The organism is Aurantimonas sp. A2-1-M11 (assembly GCF_036549475.1).
Classification (GTDB): Bacteria; Pseudomonadota; Alphaproteobacteria; order Rhizobiales; family Rhizobiaceae; genus Aurantimonas.
In genome coordinates this window covers 101,400-118,711 of the sequence record NZ_JAZHLI010000002.1, presented here as the reverse complement: position 1 = coordinate 118,711, position 17,312 = coordinate 101,400, and the positions used below count along the sequence as shown (strand labels likewise).

General features: G+C 66.2%; 13 protein-coding genes and 1 tRNA gene. 3 read left to right on the top strand and 11 right to left on the bottom strand.

Features of this window, described 5'->3' with window-relative positions:
* Positions 1 to 41: 41 nt before the first annotated feature.
* Entirely contained in the window at positions 42 to 1,793 is a 1,752-nt protein-coding gene (gene argS / locus VQ042_RS01515) for an arginine--tRNA ligase (protein ID WP_331814692.1), read from the bottom strand.
* Between the two features lie 102 nt (positions 1,794 to 1,895).
* Entirely contained in the window at positions 1,896 to 3,128 is a 1,233-nt protein-coding gene (locus tag VQ042_RS01510) for a deoxyguanosinetriphosphate triphosphohydrolase (protein WP_442880002.1), read from the bottom strand.
* 104 nt (positions 3,129 to 3,232) lie between these two features.
* On the opposite strand from VQ042_RS01510, the gene erpA reads away from it, so the two are divergent.
* Both erpA and xth read left to right on the top strand, forming a co-directional pair.
* Complete coding sequence (gene erpA / locus VQ042_RS01505) at positions 3,233 to 3,574, top strand: iron-sulfur cluster insertion protein ErpA (protein WP_331814690.1); 342 nt, start codon at positions 3,233 to 3,235, stop codon at positions 3,572 to 3,574.
* Between the two features lie 5 nt (positions 3,575 to 3,579).
* Positions 3,580 to 4,362, top strand: a complete 783-nt coding sequence (gene xth, locus VQ042_RS01500) for an exodeoxyribonuclease III (RefSeq protein WP_331814688.1) — start codon at positions 3,580 to 3,582, stop codon at positions 4,360 to 4,362.
* A 63-nt stretch (positions 4,363 to 4,425) separates the two neighbouring features.
* Here xth and VQ042_RS01495 read toward each other — a convergent pair whose 3' ends face one another.
* The 7 genes from VQ042_RS01495 to VQ042_RS01465 all read right to left on the bottom strand — a co-directional run bounded on the left by VQ042_RS01495 (position 4,426) and on the right by VQ042_RS01465 (position 15,489).
* Positions 4,426 to 5,262 (bottom strand): tetratricopeptide repeat protein, encoded by an 837-nt coding sequence (locus VQ042_RS01495; RefSeq protein ID WP_331814686.1) that lies wholly within the window; start codon positions 5,260 to 5,262, stop codon positions 4,426 to 4,428.
* Positions 5,249 to 6,973 (bottom strand): dihydroxy-acid dehydratase, encoded by a 1,725-nt coding sequence (ilvD, locus tag VQ042_RS01490; protein ID WP_331814684.1) that lies wholly within the window; start codon positions 6,971 to 6,973, stop codon positions 5,249 to 5,251. Before ilvD ends, VQ042_RS01495 begins: the two co-directional genes overlap by 14 nt.
* Positions 6,974 to 7,236: 263 nt before the next feature.
* The gene (locus VQ042_RS01485) at positions 7,237 to 8,478 is read right to left on the bottom strand and encodes a long-chain fatty acid transporter (RefSeq protein WP_331814682.1); all 1,242 of its coding nucleotides are present in this window, start codon (positions 8,476 to 8,478) and stop codon (positions 7,237 to 7,239) included.
* A gap of 339 nt (positions 8,479 to 8,817) precedes the next feature.
* Positions 8,818 to 11,661 carry a valine--tRNA ligase gene (locus VQ042_RS01480; RefSeq protein WP_331814679.1) on the bottom strand — a complete coding sequence of 948 codons (2,844 nt, stop codon included), beginning with the start codon at positions 11,659 to 11,661 and terminating at the stop codon, positions 8,818 to 8,820.
* 135 nt (positions 11,662 to 11,796) lie between these two features.
* Positions 11,797 to 13,038: a PopZ family protein gene (locus VQ042_RS25900; protein ID WP_442880001.1), complete on the bottom strand. Its 1,242-nt coding sequence runs from the start codon at positions 13,036 to 13,038 to the stop codon at positions 11,797 to 11,799.
* A gap of 187 nt (positions 13,039 to 13,225) precedes the next feature.
* Positions 13,226 to 14,572 carry a TolC family outer membrane protein gene (locus VQ042_RS01470; protein ID WP_331814675.1) on the bottom strand — a complete coding sequence of 449 codons (1,347 nt, stop codon included), beginning with the start codon at positions 14,570 to 14,572 and terminating at the stop codon, positions 13,226 to 13,228.
* Positions 14,573 to 14,835: 263 nt separating this feature from the next.
* Positions 14,836 to 15,489: a protein-L-isoaspartate O-methyltransferase family protein gene (locus VQ042_RS01465; RefSeq protein ID WP_331814672.1), complete on the bottom strand. Its 654-nt coding sequence runs from the start codon at positions 15,487 to 15,489 to the stop codon at positions 14,836 to 14,838.
* Between the two features lie 222 nt (positions 15,490 to 15,711).
* Here VQ042_RS01465 and VQ042_RS01460 point away from each other — a divergent pair.
* A tRNA-Cys gene (locus VQ042_RS01460) sits at positions 15,712 to 15,785 on the top strand.
* Between the two features lie 175 nt (positions 15,786 to 15,960).
* On the opposite strand, the gene VQ042_RS01455 is transcribed toward VQ042_RS01460, so the two are convergent.
* Positions 15,961 to 16,245, bottom strand: coding sequence for a hypothetical protein (locus tag VQ042_RS01455; RefSeq protein WP_331814670.1), 285 nt, complete (start codon positions 16,243 to 16,245; stop codon positions 15,961 to 15,963).
* Between the two features lie 75 nt (positions 16,246 to 16,320).
* Entirely contained in the window at positions 16,321 to 17,262 is a 942-nt protein-coding gene (locus VQ042_RS01450; protein WP_331814667.1) for a LysR substrate-binding domain-containing protein, read from the bottom strand.
* Positions 17,263 to 17,312 lie beyond the last annotated feature (50 nt).

Below are 17,312 nucleotides of genomic sequence, written 5' to 3'. Positions count from 1 at the left end.
GATCGAGCGCTAGGGGACGAACTTGACCAAAGCGTGATCGGTCAGCGCATTTCTTCCGGAGCGTCGACCCCGATCAGGCCGAGTCCGGTTGCCAGGACCAGCGCCACGGCCTTCAGCAGGGCCAGTCGGGCAAAGGTGATATTGCTCTCATCAGCGTTAACAAACCGTAATTCCGGCAGGTCCTTGCCACGGTTGTACTGGGCGTGGAACGAGGATGCGAGATCGTAGAGATAGAAGGCCAGCCGATGCGGCTCCTTGGCATCGGCGGCCGACTTGATCAGCCGCGGGAACTCCGCGAGCTTGCGAATCAGGCCGATCTCGCCCTCGTCGGTCAGGCAGTTCAGGGCCTCCGCGTCCATTCCCGCAAATTCCGGCAGCGTCAGACCAGCCTCCACCGCCTGGCGGAAGACCGCCGCGGCACGCGCATGGGCATACTGCACGTAGAAGACCGGATTGTCCTTCGACTGCTCGGTCACTTTCTGGAAGTCGAAGTCGAGCGGCGCGTCGCTCTTGCGGAACAGCATCATGAAGCGGACCGGATCGCGGCCCACTTCCTCGACGACGTCCGCCAGCGTGACGAAATTGCCCGAGCGCTTGGACATCGTGACCGGCTCGCCGTTCCGGTAGAGCTTCACGAGCTGGCAGAGCAGCACCTCCGCCCTCGCCGTGCCGCCGGACACGGCCTTGGCCACCGCCTCCAGCCGCTTGACGTAGCCGCCATGGTCGGCGCCCAGGACGTAGACCATCTCCTCGAAGCCACGCTCGAACTTGTCGCGGAAATAGGCGACGTCGGCGGCGAAATAGGTGTAGCGGCCGTCGGACTTCACCAGCGGCCGGTCCTGGTCGTCGCCGACGTCGGCCGAGCGCAGCAGCGTCTGCTCGCGATCCTCCCAATCCTCCGGCGCCTGGCCCTTGGGCGGCGGCAGCGAGCCCTGGTAGACGTAGCCGCGCGCGCGCAGGTCGGCGATCGCCGCGGCGATCTTGCCGCCATTGTCGGCATGCAGGCTGCGTTCGGAGAAGAACACGTCCTGCTCGATGCCGAGGAGCTTCAGATCCGCGCGGATCATTCCCATCATCGCGTCGATCGCGCGCTCGCGCACCAGCGGCAGCCACTCCGCCTCGTCCATCGCCAGGAGCCGGTCGCCGAACTCGGCCTTCAGCGCCGCGCCGACGGGCTTCAGATATTCGCCGGGATACAGGCCCGGCGGGATCTCGGCGATGGTCTCGCCCAGCGCCTCGCGGTAGCGCAGGAAGGCCGAGCGGGCCAGGACGTTTACCTGCTCGCCCGCATCGTTGATGTAGTATTCGGTGGTCACCGCGTCACCGCCGAAGGCCATGATGCTGGCGACCGCATCGCCCACCACGGCTCCGCGGCAATGACCGACATGCATGGGCCCGGTCGGGTTCGCCGAGACATATTCGACGTTCACCCGCCGTCCGGTGGCCGGCGCGCGGCCGAAATCGCCGCCAGCGGCAAGAATGTCCGCCAGATGCGCGATCCAGAAGGGCTGTCGGAGCCTGAGATTGATGAAGCCCGGTCCCGCGACCTCGGCGGTTTCCACGTCAGGGTCGCGGGCAAGATGCGCCGCGATGCGCGTCGCCAGGTCTCGCGGCTTCATGCCCAGCGGCTTGGCCAGCACCATCGCCGCATTGGTGGCCAGATCGCCATGGGCGGCATCCCGTGGCGGCTCGACGGTGACGCGCGCCAGATCCGGAACGCCCGTTTCGCCATCGGAAAGAACGGCTTCCACGGCGGCCTTCACGCGCGATTCGAAATCGGCGAAGATGTTCATCCTGGACCTCGACTGGTTCCGGCGGCCGCCGTGGCGGCGCGCCCCGGACGCTCTGACGGCCGGGCGTCACGCATGCTGCGTGCCTTGAAGAAGGAAAGCCGGCTAGCGCAATTGCGGGGTGACGTCAAACAGGCGGCGATGCTCGGCCATGGCGAATGTGTCGGTCATGCCGGAGAGGTAATCCGCCACGCGCCGCGCAAGCTTCTCGGGCTGCAGCCCGTCGGCGTCGCGGCTCCAGTCGCCCGGCATCAGGTCCGGGCGCGCGATCAGCCGGTTGAACAGCGCGTCGACGATCCCCTCGGCGGTGCGCATCACCTGCATGATGCTCTCGTTGCGATAGACCCGCTCGAACAGGAAGCGCCGCGTCTCGTCGACCGCCTCGCGCATCGCCGGCGAAAACAGGACGATCGGCCGGTCCGCCATGCGGATATCGGCGGCGCTCGCCGGATTGATCTCGGCAATGCCGGCGAGCGCCGTGCCGATCACGTCCTCGACCATGCGGGTGATGTGACGGCGCAGGATCTCGTGGCCGGTGCGGGTGCGGTCGAGGCCGGGATAGGCCGCCTCCACCTCCTCCAGGATCGCGCCCGCCAGCCGCAGCTCGCGCAAATCCTCCACGTCGATTAACCCGGCGCGCAGTCCATCGTCCAGATCGTGGGTATTGTAGGCGATGTCGTCGGAGATCGCCGCCGCCTGGGCCTCCAGGCTGGCGAAGCCGTCGAGGTCGAGCGGGAACAGCGCGTCGAAATCGGCGATGGGCCTGGGCAGCAGCGTGCCGTGCTCGGCCCGCGGCCCGATCAGCGGTCCATTGTGCTTGACCAGCCCCTCCAGCGTCTCCCAGGCCAGATTCAGTCCGTCGAATTCGGCGTAGCGATGTTCGAGCGTGGTGACGATCCGCAGCGACTGGGCGTTGTGGTCGAAGCCGCCGTAGGCCGCCATGCGCCGGTCGAGCGCCCGCTCGCCGGCATGACCGAAGGGCGTGTGCCCGAAATCGTGGACGAGAGCGATCGCCTCGGTCAGGTCCTCGTCGAGGCGCAGCGCCCGGGCAAAGGCGCGGGCGATCTGCGAAACCTCGATCGTGTGGGTCAGCCGGGTGCGGAAATGGTCGCCCTCGTCCGCGACGAACACCTGGGTCTTGTGCTTCAGCCGGCGAAAGGCGGTGGAATGGACGATCCGGTCGCGGTCCCGCTGGAACGGGGTGCGCGTGCGGCTGGCCGGTTCGGGGTAGAGGCGGCCGCGCGTGTCCTCCGGCTGCACCGCATAGGGCGCGCGCGAAATCCCGCCCATGCCGATCCGCGCGAAGGCCGTGTCGCGTGCTCCCTGGGTTTCATCCATCGCGAAACGATCCGTTCCGATTGACCGGCCAACCCGGCGTCCATACTTAAGTGTCAGCCCTCGAACAAGGAGCGGTGCGCCTCGACGACGCGCCGAACGGCCAGATGAGCGACACCACAGATCACACCGTGACCGTTTCCGAAGCCGCAGCCCGGCGGATCGCCGCGATCCTGGCGAAGAACGCCGACGCCGATTCGCTGCGCATCTCCGTCGAAGGCGGCGGCTGCTCCGGCTTTTCCTACAAATACGACCTGACCAGCGGACGCGAGGAGGATGACATCATCCTCGAGCGCGACGGCGCGCGGGTCGTCATCGACCCGGTCTCCATCATCTACATGGAAGGCTCGGTGCTCGATTATGTCGACGACCTGATGGGCCAGTCCTTCCAGATCCGCAATCCCAATGCCGTCGCGTCCTGCGGCTGCGGCACCTCCTTCTCGGTCTGACCCGCGTGCTGATCGCCACCTGGAACATCAACGGCGTCAAGGCGCGCCTCGACGGCCTTCTCGCATGGCTCCAGGAGCGCTCGCCCGATATCGCCTGCCTGCAGGAGATCAAGAACGTCGACGAGACCTTTCCCCGCGAGGCCATCGAGGCGCTCGGCTACCACGTCGAGACGCACGGGCAGAAGGGCTTCAACGGCGTCGCGCTCCTGTCGAAGGCCAAGCCGGTCTCGGTGGAGCCCCGGCTGCCGGGCGACAGCAGCGACGAGCATGCCCGCTTCATCGAAGGGGTGTGGGATTTCCACGGACGCCCCTTGCGGGTCGCGTCCCTGTACCTGCCCAACGGCAATCCGCTCGGCACGGAGAAATTCCCTTACAAGCTCGCATGGATGCAGCGGCTCCTCGACCATGCGCGCGACAGCATGAGCCGCGAGGAGCTGCTGGTGCTGGCCGGCGACTACAACGTCATTCCCGAGCGCATCGACGCAGCGCGGCCGGACAACTGGCTCGGCGACGCCCTGTTCCAGCCCGAAACCCGCGCGGCCTATCGCCGGCTCCTGAATCTGGGCCTGATCGACGTGATCCGCGCCACGACGGACGCGGGCGGCACCTACAGCTTCTGGGACTACCAGGCCGGCGCCTGGCAGAAGAACAACGGCATCCGCATCGACCATCTGCTGCTGTCGCCCGAGGCGCAGGTCCAGATGGTGTCGGCCGGGATCGACCGGCATGTGCGCGGCTGGGAGAAGCCCTCGGACCACGTGCCGGTGCTGGTCGAGCTGGCCGCCTGAGCGGGCGAGCCGAACAGCGATCCATCGACACTTGCCAGGGCGCCCGCCAAGGGGCGAGAGGCCTCAGTTCTTGGAGTTGGCCACGCCGGTGGCCGAGGCCATCTGCTGCTCGGCGTAGGCGAGCGCGGTGCGCCGGTCGTTCTCCGAGGCCATGGCAAACACCTCTTCCTGCAGCGGGCGGATCCAGATCTCGTCGCGCGGCGAAGCCTGTTTCAGTGCCATGGTCAGCATGCCGAGGCCGCGCACGGGCTGAGCCGGCAGCGAGATGCGCTCGCCGTCGAAAAGCAGGTAACCGAGCAGCGCCGCCGCGCCGATATTGCCCTTTTCCGCGGCGAGGTTGAGCCAGCGTGCCGCCTGGCGGGGATTGGCCTTGCCGCCCTCCCCGTTCAGCGTCATGCGGCCCAGCTCGAACTGCGCCTTGGCGTCGCCGAAATAGGACGCGGCGTGGAAGTAGAACTGACGCGCGCGCTGCAGGTCGACGGCCACCGGGCTGTCGGAGATGCCGGTCCGCAGATAGTCGGCCAGCGCGACGACGGCGCTGGAGACGTAGGCGGCGTTGGTGAAATTGCCTTCGTCGTCGCTCTGATCGCGGACGATCTGCTCGAATATCTTGAAGGCCTCGTAGTCGTTCTCAGGCACGCCGTCGCCTTCGGCATACATGCGGCCGAGCTTCCAGCGAGCGCCCGGATGCCCCTTGTCGGCGGCGTAGCGCAACGCCTCGAAGGCCTCCACCTTCTCGCCGCGCTGATAGGCCTTGAAGCCGAAAGAGAAGAGTTCCAGCGGCCCGGCTTCGGGATTGACCTTGGCCGCCGGGTCGAGCGCAAGGGCGGGCCCGCCGACGCTGCCAAGCAGCGTCAGCGCCAGAAGTGATGCCGAGAAGAACGAACTAGAGGTCCGCATAACAGTGCTTTTCCGCCGCGCCGCCCGGATGTGTCACCGCGCCGAGGCGCGCCGTGCCGACCTGCTGGGCGTATTTCCAGATCGCACCGGACTGGTAGTCGGTCTCGCGCGGCCGCCAGTCTTCGGCCCGCTTCTTCATGTCGTCATCCGACAGCGCGACGTCCAGTGTCCCTTCGACGGCATCGATGGTGATGATGTCGCCATCGCGCAGAAGGCCGATCGGACCGCCGAGCGCCGCCTCCGGACCGACATGGCCGATGCAGAAGCCGCGGGTCGCGCCGGAGAAGCGACCATCGGTGATCAGCGCGACCTTGTCGCCCATGCCCTGGCCGTAGAGCGCCGCCGTGGTCGACAGCATCTCGCGCATGCCAGGTCCGCCCCGCGGGCCCTCGTAGCGGATGACGAGAACCTCGCCCTCCTCGTACTGGCGCTTCGACACGGCTTCGTAGCACTCCTCCTCGGAGTCGAAGCAGCGGGCCGGGCCCGAGAAGCGCAGGTTCTTCATGCCGGCCACCTTCACGATGGCGCCGTCCTGCGCGAGATTGCCCTTCAGGCCGACGACGCCGCCGGTGGGTGTGATCGGATCGTTGGCAGGCCGGATCACGTCCTGGTCGCCGTTCCAGCTGACCTTGGCCATGTTCTCGGCAATGGTGCGGCCGGTGACCGTCATGCAGTCGCCGTGCAGATAGCCATGCTCCAGCATGGTCTTCATCAGCATCGGGATGCCGCCGGCCTCGAACATGTCCTTGGCGACGTATTTGCCGCCCGGCTTGAGGTTGGCGATGTAGGGCGTCTTGCGGAAGATTTCCGCGACGTCGAACAGGTCGAACTCGATGCCGCATTCATGGGCGATCGCCGGCAGATGCAGGGCGCCATTGGTCGAGCCGCCGGTCGCCGCAACGACGGCGGCAGCGTTCTCCAGTGCCTTGCGGGTGACGATGTCGCGCGGCCGGATATTGCGGGCCAGCAGTTCCATCACGATCTCGCCCGAGGCGTAGCAGAACTTGTCGCGTATCTCGTAGGGCGCCGGTGCGCCGCAGGAATAGGGCAGCGCCAGGCCGATCGCCTCTGCGACCGTCGCCATGGTGTTGGCGGTGAACTGCGCGCCGCAGGAGCCCGCGGACGGACAGGCGACCTGCTCGATCTCGTCGAGATCGGCATCGTTCATCTCGCCGACCGAATGCTTGCCCACCGCCTCGAAGATGTCCTGGACGGTAACCTGCTGGCCACGGAAATTGCCCGGCAGGATGGAGCCGCCATAGATGAAGACCGACGGCACGTTCAGCCGGACCATCGCCATCATCATGCCCGGCAGCGACTTGTCGCAACCGGCCAGGCCGACCAGGGCGTCATAGGCATGGCCGCGCATGGTCAGTTCGACCGAATCGGCGATCAGGTCGCGCGACACCAGCGACGCCTTCATGCCCTGGTGCCCCATGGCGATCCCGTCGGTGACGGTGATGGTGCAGAATTCGCGTGGCGTGCCGCGGGCAGCCGTGACGCCCTTCTTGACGACCTGGGCCTGGCGCATCAGCGAGATGTTGCACGGCGCAGCCTCGTTCCAGCAGGAGGCGACGCCGACCAGCGGCTGGTGGATCTCTTCCTTGGTCAGCCCCATGGCATAGAGATACGAGCGGTGTGGCGCGCGCGACGGCCCCTCGGTCACGTGCCGGCTGGGCAGATTCTTCTTGTCGATCGAATGAGCGTCCATTGGTCCCCCTCGTACGCAATGCTGTATTGGCCCGCCTCGTCGCCGCGCCCGTGAGCACCCTTGGGGTGGCCGGGTTTTGTGGCGGCAACGGGGCATGGCTCCCCGCCGCGGACTATAGGCGATGCGCCGCTGCAATAGTGTTGCACCGATCCCACAGGGGCACATTCGCCTGACCGCGGCCAGTCCCGTCCGGACATGAAAAAAGGCGCGCCCTGCCGGACGCGCCTTTCTGGTTTTTCAGTCAGTTGACCGGTCGAGCCGACTCAGAAGGTGAACTTCATCGAGGCGTTGACCGCGTAGACGAAGTCGTCGCCGACCGTCGCATCGAAATAGGCACCGTCGCTGACCGACTGCTCGCCGTCGGTCCAGTAGCCGACGAGACCGCCGAAGCGCAGTTCGCTCCACTCGTTCGCCTTGAAGGAGACGCCGCCGGCCAGGGTGTAGAGATCGGTATAGGTGGTCTCCGAACCCGTCGACACGCCGCGATCGTAGCCAAGCGAGACCGCGCCCGAGATCTGCTCGTTGAACGCCCGGCCGAGGCCGATCGACGCCGTGTAGCCGTCACGCCAGTTGTAGGGCGAAAGGCTCGAGCGGGTCACGCCGCCCGTGGTGATCGAGCTGGCCGCCACGCCGTTCGTGCTCCAGTCCGTCCAGCGGAACGATGCCAGGAGCAGCGTGCCGGGGGCAATACCCGTCTGGGCGTTGATGTAGAGGCTCTGCGGGCTGACGACATCACTGAATCCAGAGGTACCTTGCTGAATCACCGTCCCGATCGGGAATAGAACATCAGTAGTTGTGGCAACCTGCCCCGTGCCGCTGAAGCTGTCGTGCTTCACCTCCGAGCGGTATAGAATTTGCGCGCGCAACGCGATCTCCGGCTTCTCGAAGGCCGCACCGATACGGTAACCAGTCGCATAGCCACTTTCCGTTTCAACAGTTGCGCGAACTGGCAACGGCGTCGTCGAGAGGCTGGTCCCGTCAAAGGTGAAGTCTTCAACAAACACGCCGCCCAGCATGCTGAACCGACCAATGTCGTTGGTGTAGGACAACCGGCAGGTCAAGCCGAATTCGTTCGATTCGAATTCGCTCGTCTCGGTCCGCGAACCGGCGGTCGGGCCGGCCGGCAGTGCGTCGCCCGGCGATCCGCGGTAGTCGGATTCCGCCGCGAAGGAGATCGTATAGGTTCCGGCGCAGCCGGCCATCTCGCTGTTGATCGCGAAGGCGAGCGAGGGAATGGCGTAATCCTGCGTATAGGTGCTAAAATCGCCGCTCTGGCCGTCGATCGACTCGAAGCCGCGCTGCGGATTGACGTAGGTCATGCCGAACCGCATCGAAGCCGTGCCCGCCTCGTACAGGATGTCCGTGTCAGCCGTGCCGCGCTGGAAACCGCCGGCGAGCGCCGACGAGCCGAGCGCAGCCGAAGCCAGCGACGCACCGAGAATCGTTGTCAGAATAGTTCGCAATGGAATCCCCCCACTCGTTGAACCTCGGCAGACCTCGACCACCGAAAGTTGACGCGAACGTAAACGAGAAAATCGCAGGCCGGAACCTGCTCGTTGCACGCCGACGCAATTGCGACGCTTTCGCCACACCGACGACCCTAGCCGTCGAAGCCTGCGCAAACCTTTGCAGAGCCTGATTTTTCCGTTTCCAAAACCGGGGATTACGCCAGATTGAAGGGGGGTGACACTGTGTCGGCCAGGGGATTTCCCGTCACATGCGTGTCATAAATGCGACAGGCTGACCAAGGGTCAGCGCCATTGGTGTTGGGTCTGCGCCGGCGGTGACGTCGGCGCGCAGCATGCCCTCCCCCAGAGCCGTCCGCCGCGCGCCGATCCGCCGGGTTACTGCAGCCGGTCGAGGGCCGCGGAGAGCTTGTCGGCCTCGAGCCGGTAGCCTTCGCGCTTCTCGCGCTCCTGCTCGACGATCTCGTCGGGCGCATTGGCGACGAACTTCTGGTTGGACAGCTTGCGGTCGATCCGCTCGATCTCCCCCAGGGCCTTGTCGCGGGCCTTGCGGAGACGGCTGCGTTCGGCGGCGACGTCGATGATCCCCGCCAGCGGCAGGGCGAAGCTGGCCCCGGCCGCCAGGATCTGCGCCGACTGGTCCGGTGCGGTCTCGGCGGTGGAAATCGTGGCCAGCCGCGCGAGACGCTTCAGGGCCGCACCGTGGCGCTCGACCCGTGCGGCGGTCGCCGCATCGGGGGCCACGGCCACGAGATCGGCTTCGGTGGCCGCCGGCACGTTCATCTCGGAGCGCACCGAGCGGATCTCGGAGACCACCTCGATCAGCCAATTGATGTCGTCCGCAGAATCACGATCGGCGAAGTCGAGTGCCGGCCAGCTGGCATGGCACAGCAGCGACGCGCGCTCGCCCGCGGCGGTCACCTGCCAGAGCTCCTCGGTGATGAAGGGCATGAACGGATGCAGCAGCGCGTAGATCCGGTCGAGCACAGCGCCCATGACATGGCGCACCTCGTTGGCCGCCGCCTCGTCGCTGCCGTTCAGGGCCGGCTTGGCGAGTTCCACATACCAGTCGCAGAACAGGTTCCAGACGAAGCGGTAGAGCGTCGCTGCGGCCTCGTTGAAGCGGTAGGCACCGATGGCCGTCTCGGTCTCGGCGATGGTGCGGCCGAGCTCGGTGACGACCCAGCGGTTCAGCGGCAGCGACAGCTGCGACGGGTCGAGATCGCCGCCATGGACGGCGCCGTTCATCTCGGCAAAGCGCGTGGCATTCCAGAGCTTGGTGCCGAAATTGCGGTAGCCGGCGATGCGCTGGGGATCGAGCTTCACGTCGCGGCCCTGCGCCGCCATGATCGCCAGGGTGAAGCGCAGCGCGTCGGCGCCGAACTCGTCGATCAGGTCGAGGGGATCGACGACATTACCCTTGGACTTCGACATCTTGGCGCCGGTCTTGTCACGGACCAGAGCATGGACATAGACGGTGTGGAACGGCTCCTCGTCCATGAATTCCAGGCCCATCATCATCATCCGGGCGACCCAGAAGAAGATGATGTCGAAACCGGTAACGAGAACGCTGGTCGGGTAATAGGTCGCCAGTTCCGGCGTCTTGTCCGGCCAGCCGAGCGTCGAGAACGGCCACAGCCCCGACGAGAACCAGGTGTCGAGCACGTCCTCGTCGCGGTGCAGGAAGCCGTCGCGGCGCGCCGGGTCGGTCGCCATGGCACGGGCTTCCTCATCGTCGATCGTGCCGTTGGTCACGTAATGCGACAGCGCCGAAGCGACGGCCTCTTCCTCGGTCCTGGCGACGAAGATCTCGCCATCCGGCCCGTACCAGGCCGGGATCTGGTGACCCCACCAGAGCTGGCGGGAGATGCACCAGGGCTGGATGTTCTCCATCCAGTCGAAATAGGTCTTCTCCCAGTTCTTCGGCACGAACTTCGTGCGGCCCTCGCGGACGCTGGCGATCGCCGGCTCGGCCAGCGTCTTGGCGTCGACATACCACTGGTCGGTGAGGAACGGCTCGATCGGCACGCCGCCGCGGTCGCCGTGCGGCACGGTGTGCGGATGATCCTCGACGGCGGCGAGCAGCCCTGCCTCGTCCATCATTGCCACGATCGCCTCGCGCGCGGCGAAGCGGTCCTCGCCGTCGAGCGCGGAGATCGTGCGCTCGAGTTCGGGGCTCTGCTCCAGGCCCTCGAGGAACGCTTCGTTCTCGGCCAGCGTGATCTTCGCGGCGATCGTCAGAATGTTGATCTGCGCGAGATCGTGACGCTTGCCGACCTCAAAATCGTTGAAATCATGGGCCGGCGTCATCTTCACCGCGCCGGTGCCGGCCTCGGGATCGGGATATTCGTCGGCGACGATCAGAATCCGGCGGCCAACCAGCGGCAGGATGACAAACTTGCCGACCAGGTCGCTGTAGCGCGGGTCTTCCGGGCTCACCGCGACGCCGCTGTCGCCCAGCATGGTCTCCGGGCGGGTTGTCGCGACGATCAGATGATCGCGGGTCTCGTAGCCTGCGGGCTCGCCATCCGAAGGTTTCCAGGCGACGCGGTTGCCCTCGGCATCGAGATTGTAGGGATGCTCGTAGGTCACGCCGTCCGCCAGCGGATAGCGGAAATGCCAAAGGTGACCCTTCACCTCCTTCTGCTCGACCTCCAGGTCCGAAATCGCCGTCAGCAGCTTGGGGTCCCAGTTGACCAGCCGCTTGTCCTTGTAGATCAGGCCCTTGCGGTAGAGCTCCACGAAGACGTGCAGGACGGCCTTGGACAGGCCCTCGTCCATGGTGAAGCGCTCGCGCGACCAGTCGCAGGACGCGCCGAGGCGCCGCAGCTGGCCGAGGATCGCGCCGCCCGATTCGCCCTTCCACTGCCAGATCCGCTCGATGAAGGCCTCGCGCCCCATGTCGCGCCGGCCCGGCTCCTGGCGCTCGGCCAGCTGCCGCTCGACAACCATCTGCGTGGCGATGCCCGCGTGATCCAGCCCCGGCTGCCACAGCACCTTCTTGCCGCGCATGCGCTCGAAGCGCACCAGCACGTCCTGCAGCGTATCGTTCAGCGCATGGCCCATGTGGAGCGAGCCGGTGACGTTCGGCGGCGGGATGACGATCGAGAAGGCTTCGGCGTCCTCACTCGCGCCGGCTCCAGCGCGGAAGGCCTGGGCCTCTTCCCAACGCTCGGCGATTCGCGGCTCGATCGCCGCAGCGTCATAGGTCTTGTCGATCATGGCTTGCCCGGTGCGCGCCAGCCGGACATTCCGGGGCGGTGATGTTCCAGACCCGGTTACAGCCTTGCTTTCGATACTGTCAACGAAGAGACGTGTCGGTCAGCGGCCGCAGGTCGCACGCCGCCGCCCTTGGCGTCAGCGCCGGCCGCCGCGCGCCACGCGCTCGATCTCCTCTCGCACCAGCCGCTCGACCAGTCGCGGCAGGTTGTCGTCGAGCCATTCGTGCAGCATTGGACGCAGCATCTCGCGCACGGTCTCGTCCATCGTGCGCATCTGCTCGTCGCGAATGACGCGTGCGAGATCATCGAACGAACCGGCGATGCGCTCGCCCGCCTCTTGCGAAACCAGCGCATGGATGTCGACCGCGCTCGGCAGCGATGCCGCGACACTCGCCGGCAAAGTCGCGGTGTCAGTTGCCACTGCGGCGGGCATCGCCCCCGCGCCTGCCGCCGATCGCTGTCCCGCAGCCGCATCCAGCGCGGCCTCGCTGCTGTCGGCACCGTCTTCGTCCTGCAAGGATCCGACGTCCGGTTCCGAATGCTCGTCGGCCAACGCCCGGTCGAGAAGCTCGCTGGCGAATTCCTCCTCGTCGAATTCGCCAAGGAAATCCGCAGTGTCCTCCGAAGGGCCCGGATCTCCCACGACCGCCGCCGAAACGCTGCCGAGAGCCACGCTGGCTAACGGCTCGGAAGACTCGGCGTCGGCCATCTCCAACCCGGCATTCGTCGGAATGACGCGGTCGTCGCCCGTGCTTTCGGCAATGACAGCCCGCGCCATATCGTCCGCGGCAGCCTGACGGACCGTCTCGACCCGGCGCTCGGAGGCGGCGGCCAGCGAGGCCGCCTGCAGCCGCGCAGAGGAGAGCGCTGTCACGTCGGCAGAATAGGATTCGTGTTCCGACGGTTCGCCGCCGATCTCGGCAGGCGCCGCGGCAAGCTCGCCCGCGGGCGCGTTCTCGTCCTCGATCCTGCTGAGGACATCGCCCGATCCTGTGGACACGACGTCCTCGACGGGTTCGTCCCTTCGCGGCGCTGCCGGCGAGACGAGTCCGAGCTTGGGGCGTGGAGTGGTCCGAGTCGTGTCGTTGGCAGGACGACCGACAGCGTCAAAGCCGGACACGTCACCGCAGTCTCCGCCGACGGAAGTCCGCATCTCGGCCAGCGGTTCGGCCGGAACGTCTTGAGCATGGCGGACATCGCCGGATTCAGCAGATTCCAAGGCAGTGGCTGGTGCCTCATCGGGGCGCGCAACGGCAGCGGCCTGCCTGGCGGCGGACCGGCGCGACGGAGACTTCTCCTCGCCGCTCTCGATGATGCGCCGGATGGAGGCCAGGATCTCGTCCATGGACGGTTCCCGTGCCGGTAGAGCATTGCTCATGACGAGCTCCCGCAATATTGGGCGACAGGGTCGACCCTATCGCTCGAATCATGCGTGAAGCCTAAGCGCAAAGGGCCTCGACGGGAATCCCGCAAGGCCCTCCAGCAAACCTATCACCAGCTTCTTGCGGGTTGTTGTTGCCGCGCGGACTCGCTTTTGCCATTCCGGCCGCCAGCAGTGCCGAAGCTCAGCGACCGTCCGGCGTGCGCAGGCCGAACCACTTGTCCTCGACCGCCTCGTAATGCTCGGAGGGGCGATAGACGTTGGCCACCAGCGAGAGGCGTTCCGCCGAAAGCCGACCAATGGCCGACAGCACGGCATAGCCGGCGACGACTTCGTCGCGGGTGGAACCGGCGAGCAGGATTTGTGCGGAAATCACGTCGGCCTGCGAATTGAGCACGTCCAGCGTGGTCCGCTGGCCGACATTGCGCTCCTCAATCACGCCGTTGAGGGCAATCCGCGCTGCATCGACCTGCGCCCGGTAGCCGGTGATGTTGGCCCGCGCCGCCTGAAGCTGCGCCCACGCCGTCGCAACGGCCGCGCGTACCTGGTCTCGGGCGCCGTCGGCTTCGATACGCCGCTGGCCGAGCACTTCCTTGGACTGGCGCACGACCGAGCTGGCCCGTCCACCCTGATAGATCGGAATGATCAACTGCGCGCCCACCGAGGCGGAAATCTGGTTCGACGTACGAACCCCCGGCAGGCCGACACTCGTGTTGGGATTCTGCTCATTCAAGGTGTACGTGTCGTCGACACGGCCGGTCAGACTGAGTTCCGGCAGGAATGCGCCCTCGGCCGACTTCACCTGGAAGGCGGCCGCGTCGACCGCGGCGAGCGTCGCCTGGATCGCCGGATGTTCGGCCTGGGAAATCCGGAAGGCCGCATCGACGGAGTTGGGCAGCACACCGGACGGCAGGGTGCCGGTCCGCAGGTCGTCCGGCGAAGTGCCGATAATGTCGAAATAGGTCGCCTCGCTGGATGCCACCTGCGCCAACGCGCTGTTCAGGAGCGCCGTGGCCAGTGCCTGCTGCGCTTCGGATTGGGCAACGTCGGTCCGGGTGCCCTCTCCCACTTCAAACCGCGCGCCGGCGGCCCGAACCTGCTCCTCCAGGAAGCCGAGATTTTCGCGGCGCAGGGCCGCGATTTGCCGATCACGCAGGACATTCATGTAGGCGCTGGCGGCATCGAACAGGACGTTCTGTTCGGTATTGGCAAGATTGTTGCGGGCGGCGCGAATCTGGGACTGCGCCGCGGCGACGTTGTTTTGGGTCTGGAAGCCGTCGAAGATCGTCTGGTTGAGTTGGACGCCGAAGCCGATCGTATCGGCCCGATTCCGGATCCTCGGGAGATTGTCGCCCTGCGTTGTCCGGCTGCGGGTGGCATTGGCGCTGCCGACACCGCTGATGAACGGCCGCAAGGCGGAACGCGCCTGTGGCACATTCTCGTCAGTCGCGCGAAGCTGCGCACGAGCGGCGTTCAGGTCCTGATTGAATTTGTAGGCCTTTGCGAGCGCGCCGGTCAGGGTCTCCGCCATCGCTCCGTCGGAAGAGGACAACAGCGTGCCAAGCGCCAGCACCGCAGCGACCACAGTTTTCCCCATCAAAGTTCATACTCCACGACGCGGCCCCACTCTGGAGACGATCAGATCCCCGCCCGGTCTGGCGCCTCGCTCAAGCGACGCGCCGTTCCCAACACCGAGTTTACTAACCAGAAATATAATCGATCGATCAAGTGACCGATCCTCGACCCGGGCGTTTGTTCGAGAGAATTGGCAAATCTGCAACGATGCCAACACACTCAGAACGCGAACTCGGCCTTCTTCTCGAACCCGGGCAGCGGCCGGATGCTGCAGTTGAACCCGAATCGACTGCCAACGACGCCATTGTCGTCCTTGAAGTAGAGCTTGGCTTCCGCCGCATTGCCCCGCCCTTCGACGACGACCAGCCGGCCACCGTCCCGAAGCTGCTCCAACAGGGTCTCGGGCAGGATGTCCACGGAACCTTGCATGAAGATGACGTCGAACGGCGCCTCGGACGGATAGCCCTCGACCAGGGGTCCCTCGACCACGGCGCAGGTCACGTAGTCGAGCCGCGCGAGATTGTCGCTCGCGGCCGCCGCCAGTTCCGCATCCTCCTCCAGGGAGACCACCGAACCGGCCAGATGCGACAGCACCGCCGAGGAATAGCCGGTGCCGCAGCCGACATCGAGAACGACGTCGTCGGAACGGATCGCGGCGAGCTGGATGAGCTTGGCGAAGGGCGACGGCTCCATGATGAAGCGCCCGTTGCCGAGCGGCACATCCTCGTCGATATAGGCCAGCGGCTTGCGCGCGGCGGGCACGAACTCTTCGCGCGGCACTTCCAAGAAGGCCCGCAGGATCTCGTGGCGGGTCACGTCGGTGGTGCGGATCTGGTTGTCTACCATCCGCGTCCGGGCGGCATCAAAATCCATGGTCGACATTCCGCTCTCTCGTCGCCGTTTCGCCTTTTTCTCTGTCGCTTCCTTAGTCGCGCCCCAAGATGGAGGCAAGGCGAAGATCGGCGTGACGCGCCGGTTCGATGCCACGCCGGGGCACAGACACGGCGCAACGGGAGCGGCTACAGGCCGATCGTGCGGAATGGAGCGGAGGGGCTTGCGAGAGCCCAATCAAATCAGTAGGTACAGCGCCGGTGAGGCCTCGTGGCGGAGTGGTTACGCAGAGGACTGCAAATCCTTGCACGGGGGTTCGATTCCCTCCGAGGCCTCCAGCCCAGAGACTGGCGACATCGTTTTCGCCCCGCCAGCCAGCACTGTTCTTCCCAGTATTTCCCGATGCGGCAGTGTCTCCGGGCGCATCCAATGGTCTTGCAAGCGGCTCATCAAGATGATGGCGGCTCGGCCGGAAGGCGTTGCAGCCTGCCTTACTGCGCGGGGCAGCCTGCCTTACTGCGCGGGGAAGAATCGCGGACCGATCAGGCGGTAGCCTTCGGCCGTCCGCTCGATCGGCTCCTGCGGCGCGGTGTTGCGGATCGTCTCGGGCCGCGGCGTCGGGATCGGGATCGCATTGCGGGTATTGCCGAGGCTGCTGGTATCGTTTGGCGCGATCGACAGCGCTGCGATCTCGATCATCCCCTGCTCGGCCGAACCGCCGGAAGCCGCCTGGGCGCTTGCCGGAACCGCCAGAAACGTGGCTGTCAGAAACAGGATTGCTGCAAGCTGCTTGATCATCGGGTCGGCCTCTCATCTTTTGTTGGATGCGAAAGTGACCGGACCGGTATTCGGTTCCCGATGAACGGCTTGCGCTCAGACGATGGTTTGCGTTTCGACTACGGCCGCACACTTGCGCCGCATCACCTCCGGCAGCGTGGCGATCAGGTGATCTACGAGCACGCGCACCGCCGGCAGCATGCCGCGGCGCGACGGAAACAGCAGATGCACCATGCTCTCCCCGGCATGGTAATCCGGCAGCACCCGGACCAGCGCGCCCGATGCCAGCGCGTCGTAGCAGACCGCCTGTGGCAGCATGGCGACCCCCATACCCTCGATGGCCGCGGCCCGCGAGACGGCGAAATCATTGACGATCAGCCGCGGATCGTGGCGGATCCGCACCGGATTGTCCGCCGCATCATAGAGTTCCCACAGATTGTGGTCGTGGGCCCGCTGATGGGCGATGGTCGGCAGGTCGGACAGATCCCTCGGGCCGGCAGATGGCGGGATGGGCGGCGAGAAAGGACGGGCTCGCCACGAGGACGATCCCGATCGGACCGAGCTTGCGGGCGACGAGATCGGAATTTCCGCGAGGGCGAGATTGGCCCGGATCACGACGTCGACCTGTTCGGCCAAGAGATCGATGGTCTCCAACGAGACCAGCAATTGCAGGCGGACCTTCGGATAGGCCGCGAAGAAGGCCGGCAGGACGCTCGCCAGCGCCTGTTCGCCATAGCCGGGCGAGCAGCCCAGACGCACCAGCCCGCGTGGCTCGGCGGTCAAGGTCTGCGCCGCCTCCTCCGCCGCCCAGGCCTCGGCCAGCGCAGCGCGGCAATGGCCGTGGAAGACTTCACCGACCGCCGTCAGCCACAGCCGCCGGGCGGAACGCTCCAGGAGGCGCACGTCCAGACGCTCCTCCAGTGCCGCGACCCGGCGGCTGAGCTTGGATTTCGGGATGTCGAGCGCCCGTCCGGCTGCAGCGAAGCCGCCATGGCGCACCACGGCCTCGAAATAGAAGAGGTCGTCGAGATTGGGCATGCGTTCCACCCATAGGACGATAGGTTGCAAACACCCCGTCCACCACCGGC

What these genes read in the sequence shown, in the direction of transcription:
- VQ042_RS01450 (WP_331814667.1), bottom strand. Translation starts at nt 17,262, where the DNA reads ATGCCCAATCTCGACGACCTCTTCTATTTCGAGGCCGTGGTGCGCCAT.
- ilvD (WP_331814684.1), bottom strand. Translation starts at nt 6,973, where the DNA reads ATGGACGCTCATTCGATCGACAAGAAGAATCTGCCCAGCCGGCACGTG.
- VQ042_RS01470 (WP_331814675.1), bottom strand. Translation starts at nt 14,572, where the DNA reads ATGGCGGAGACCCTGACCGGCGCGCTCGCAAAGGCCTACAAATTCAAT.
- VQ042_RS01465 (WP_331814672.1), bottom strand. Translation starts at nt 15,489, where the DNA reads ATGGATTTTGATGCCGCCCGGACGCGGATGGTAGACAACCAGATCCGC.
- VQ042_RS01480 (WP_331814679.1), bottom strand. Translation starts at nt 11,661, where the DNA reads ATGATCGACAAGACCTATGACGCTGCGGCGATCGAGCCGCGAATCGCC.
- VQ042_RS01510 (WP_442880002.1), bottom strand. Translation starts at nt 3,128, where the DNA reads ATGGATGAAACCCAGGGAGCACGCGACACGGCCTTCGCGCGGATCGGC.
- erpA (WP_331814690.1), top strand. Translation starts at nt 3,233, where the DNA reads ATGAGCGACACCACAGATCACACCGTGACCGTTTCCGAAGCCGCAGCC.
- VQ042_RS01455 (WP_331814670.1), bottom strand. Translation starts at nt 16,245, where the DNA reads ATGATCAAGCAGCTTGCAGCAATCCTGTTTCTGACAGCCACGTTTCTG.
- argS (WP_331814692.1), bottom strand. Translation starts at nt 1,793, where the DNA reads ATGAACATCTTCGCCGATTTCGAATCGCGCGTGAAGGCCGCCGTGGAA.
- VQ042_RS25900 (WP_442880001.1), bottom strand. Translation starts at nt 13,038, where the DNA reads ATGAGCAATGCTCTACCGGCACGGGAACCGTCCATGGACGAGATCCTG.
- VQ042_RS01495 (WP_331814686.1), bottom strand. Translation starts at nt 5,262, where the DNA reads ATGCGGACCTCTAGTTCGTTCTTCTCGGCATCACTTCTGGCGCTGACG.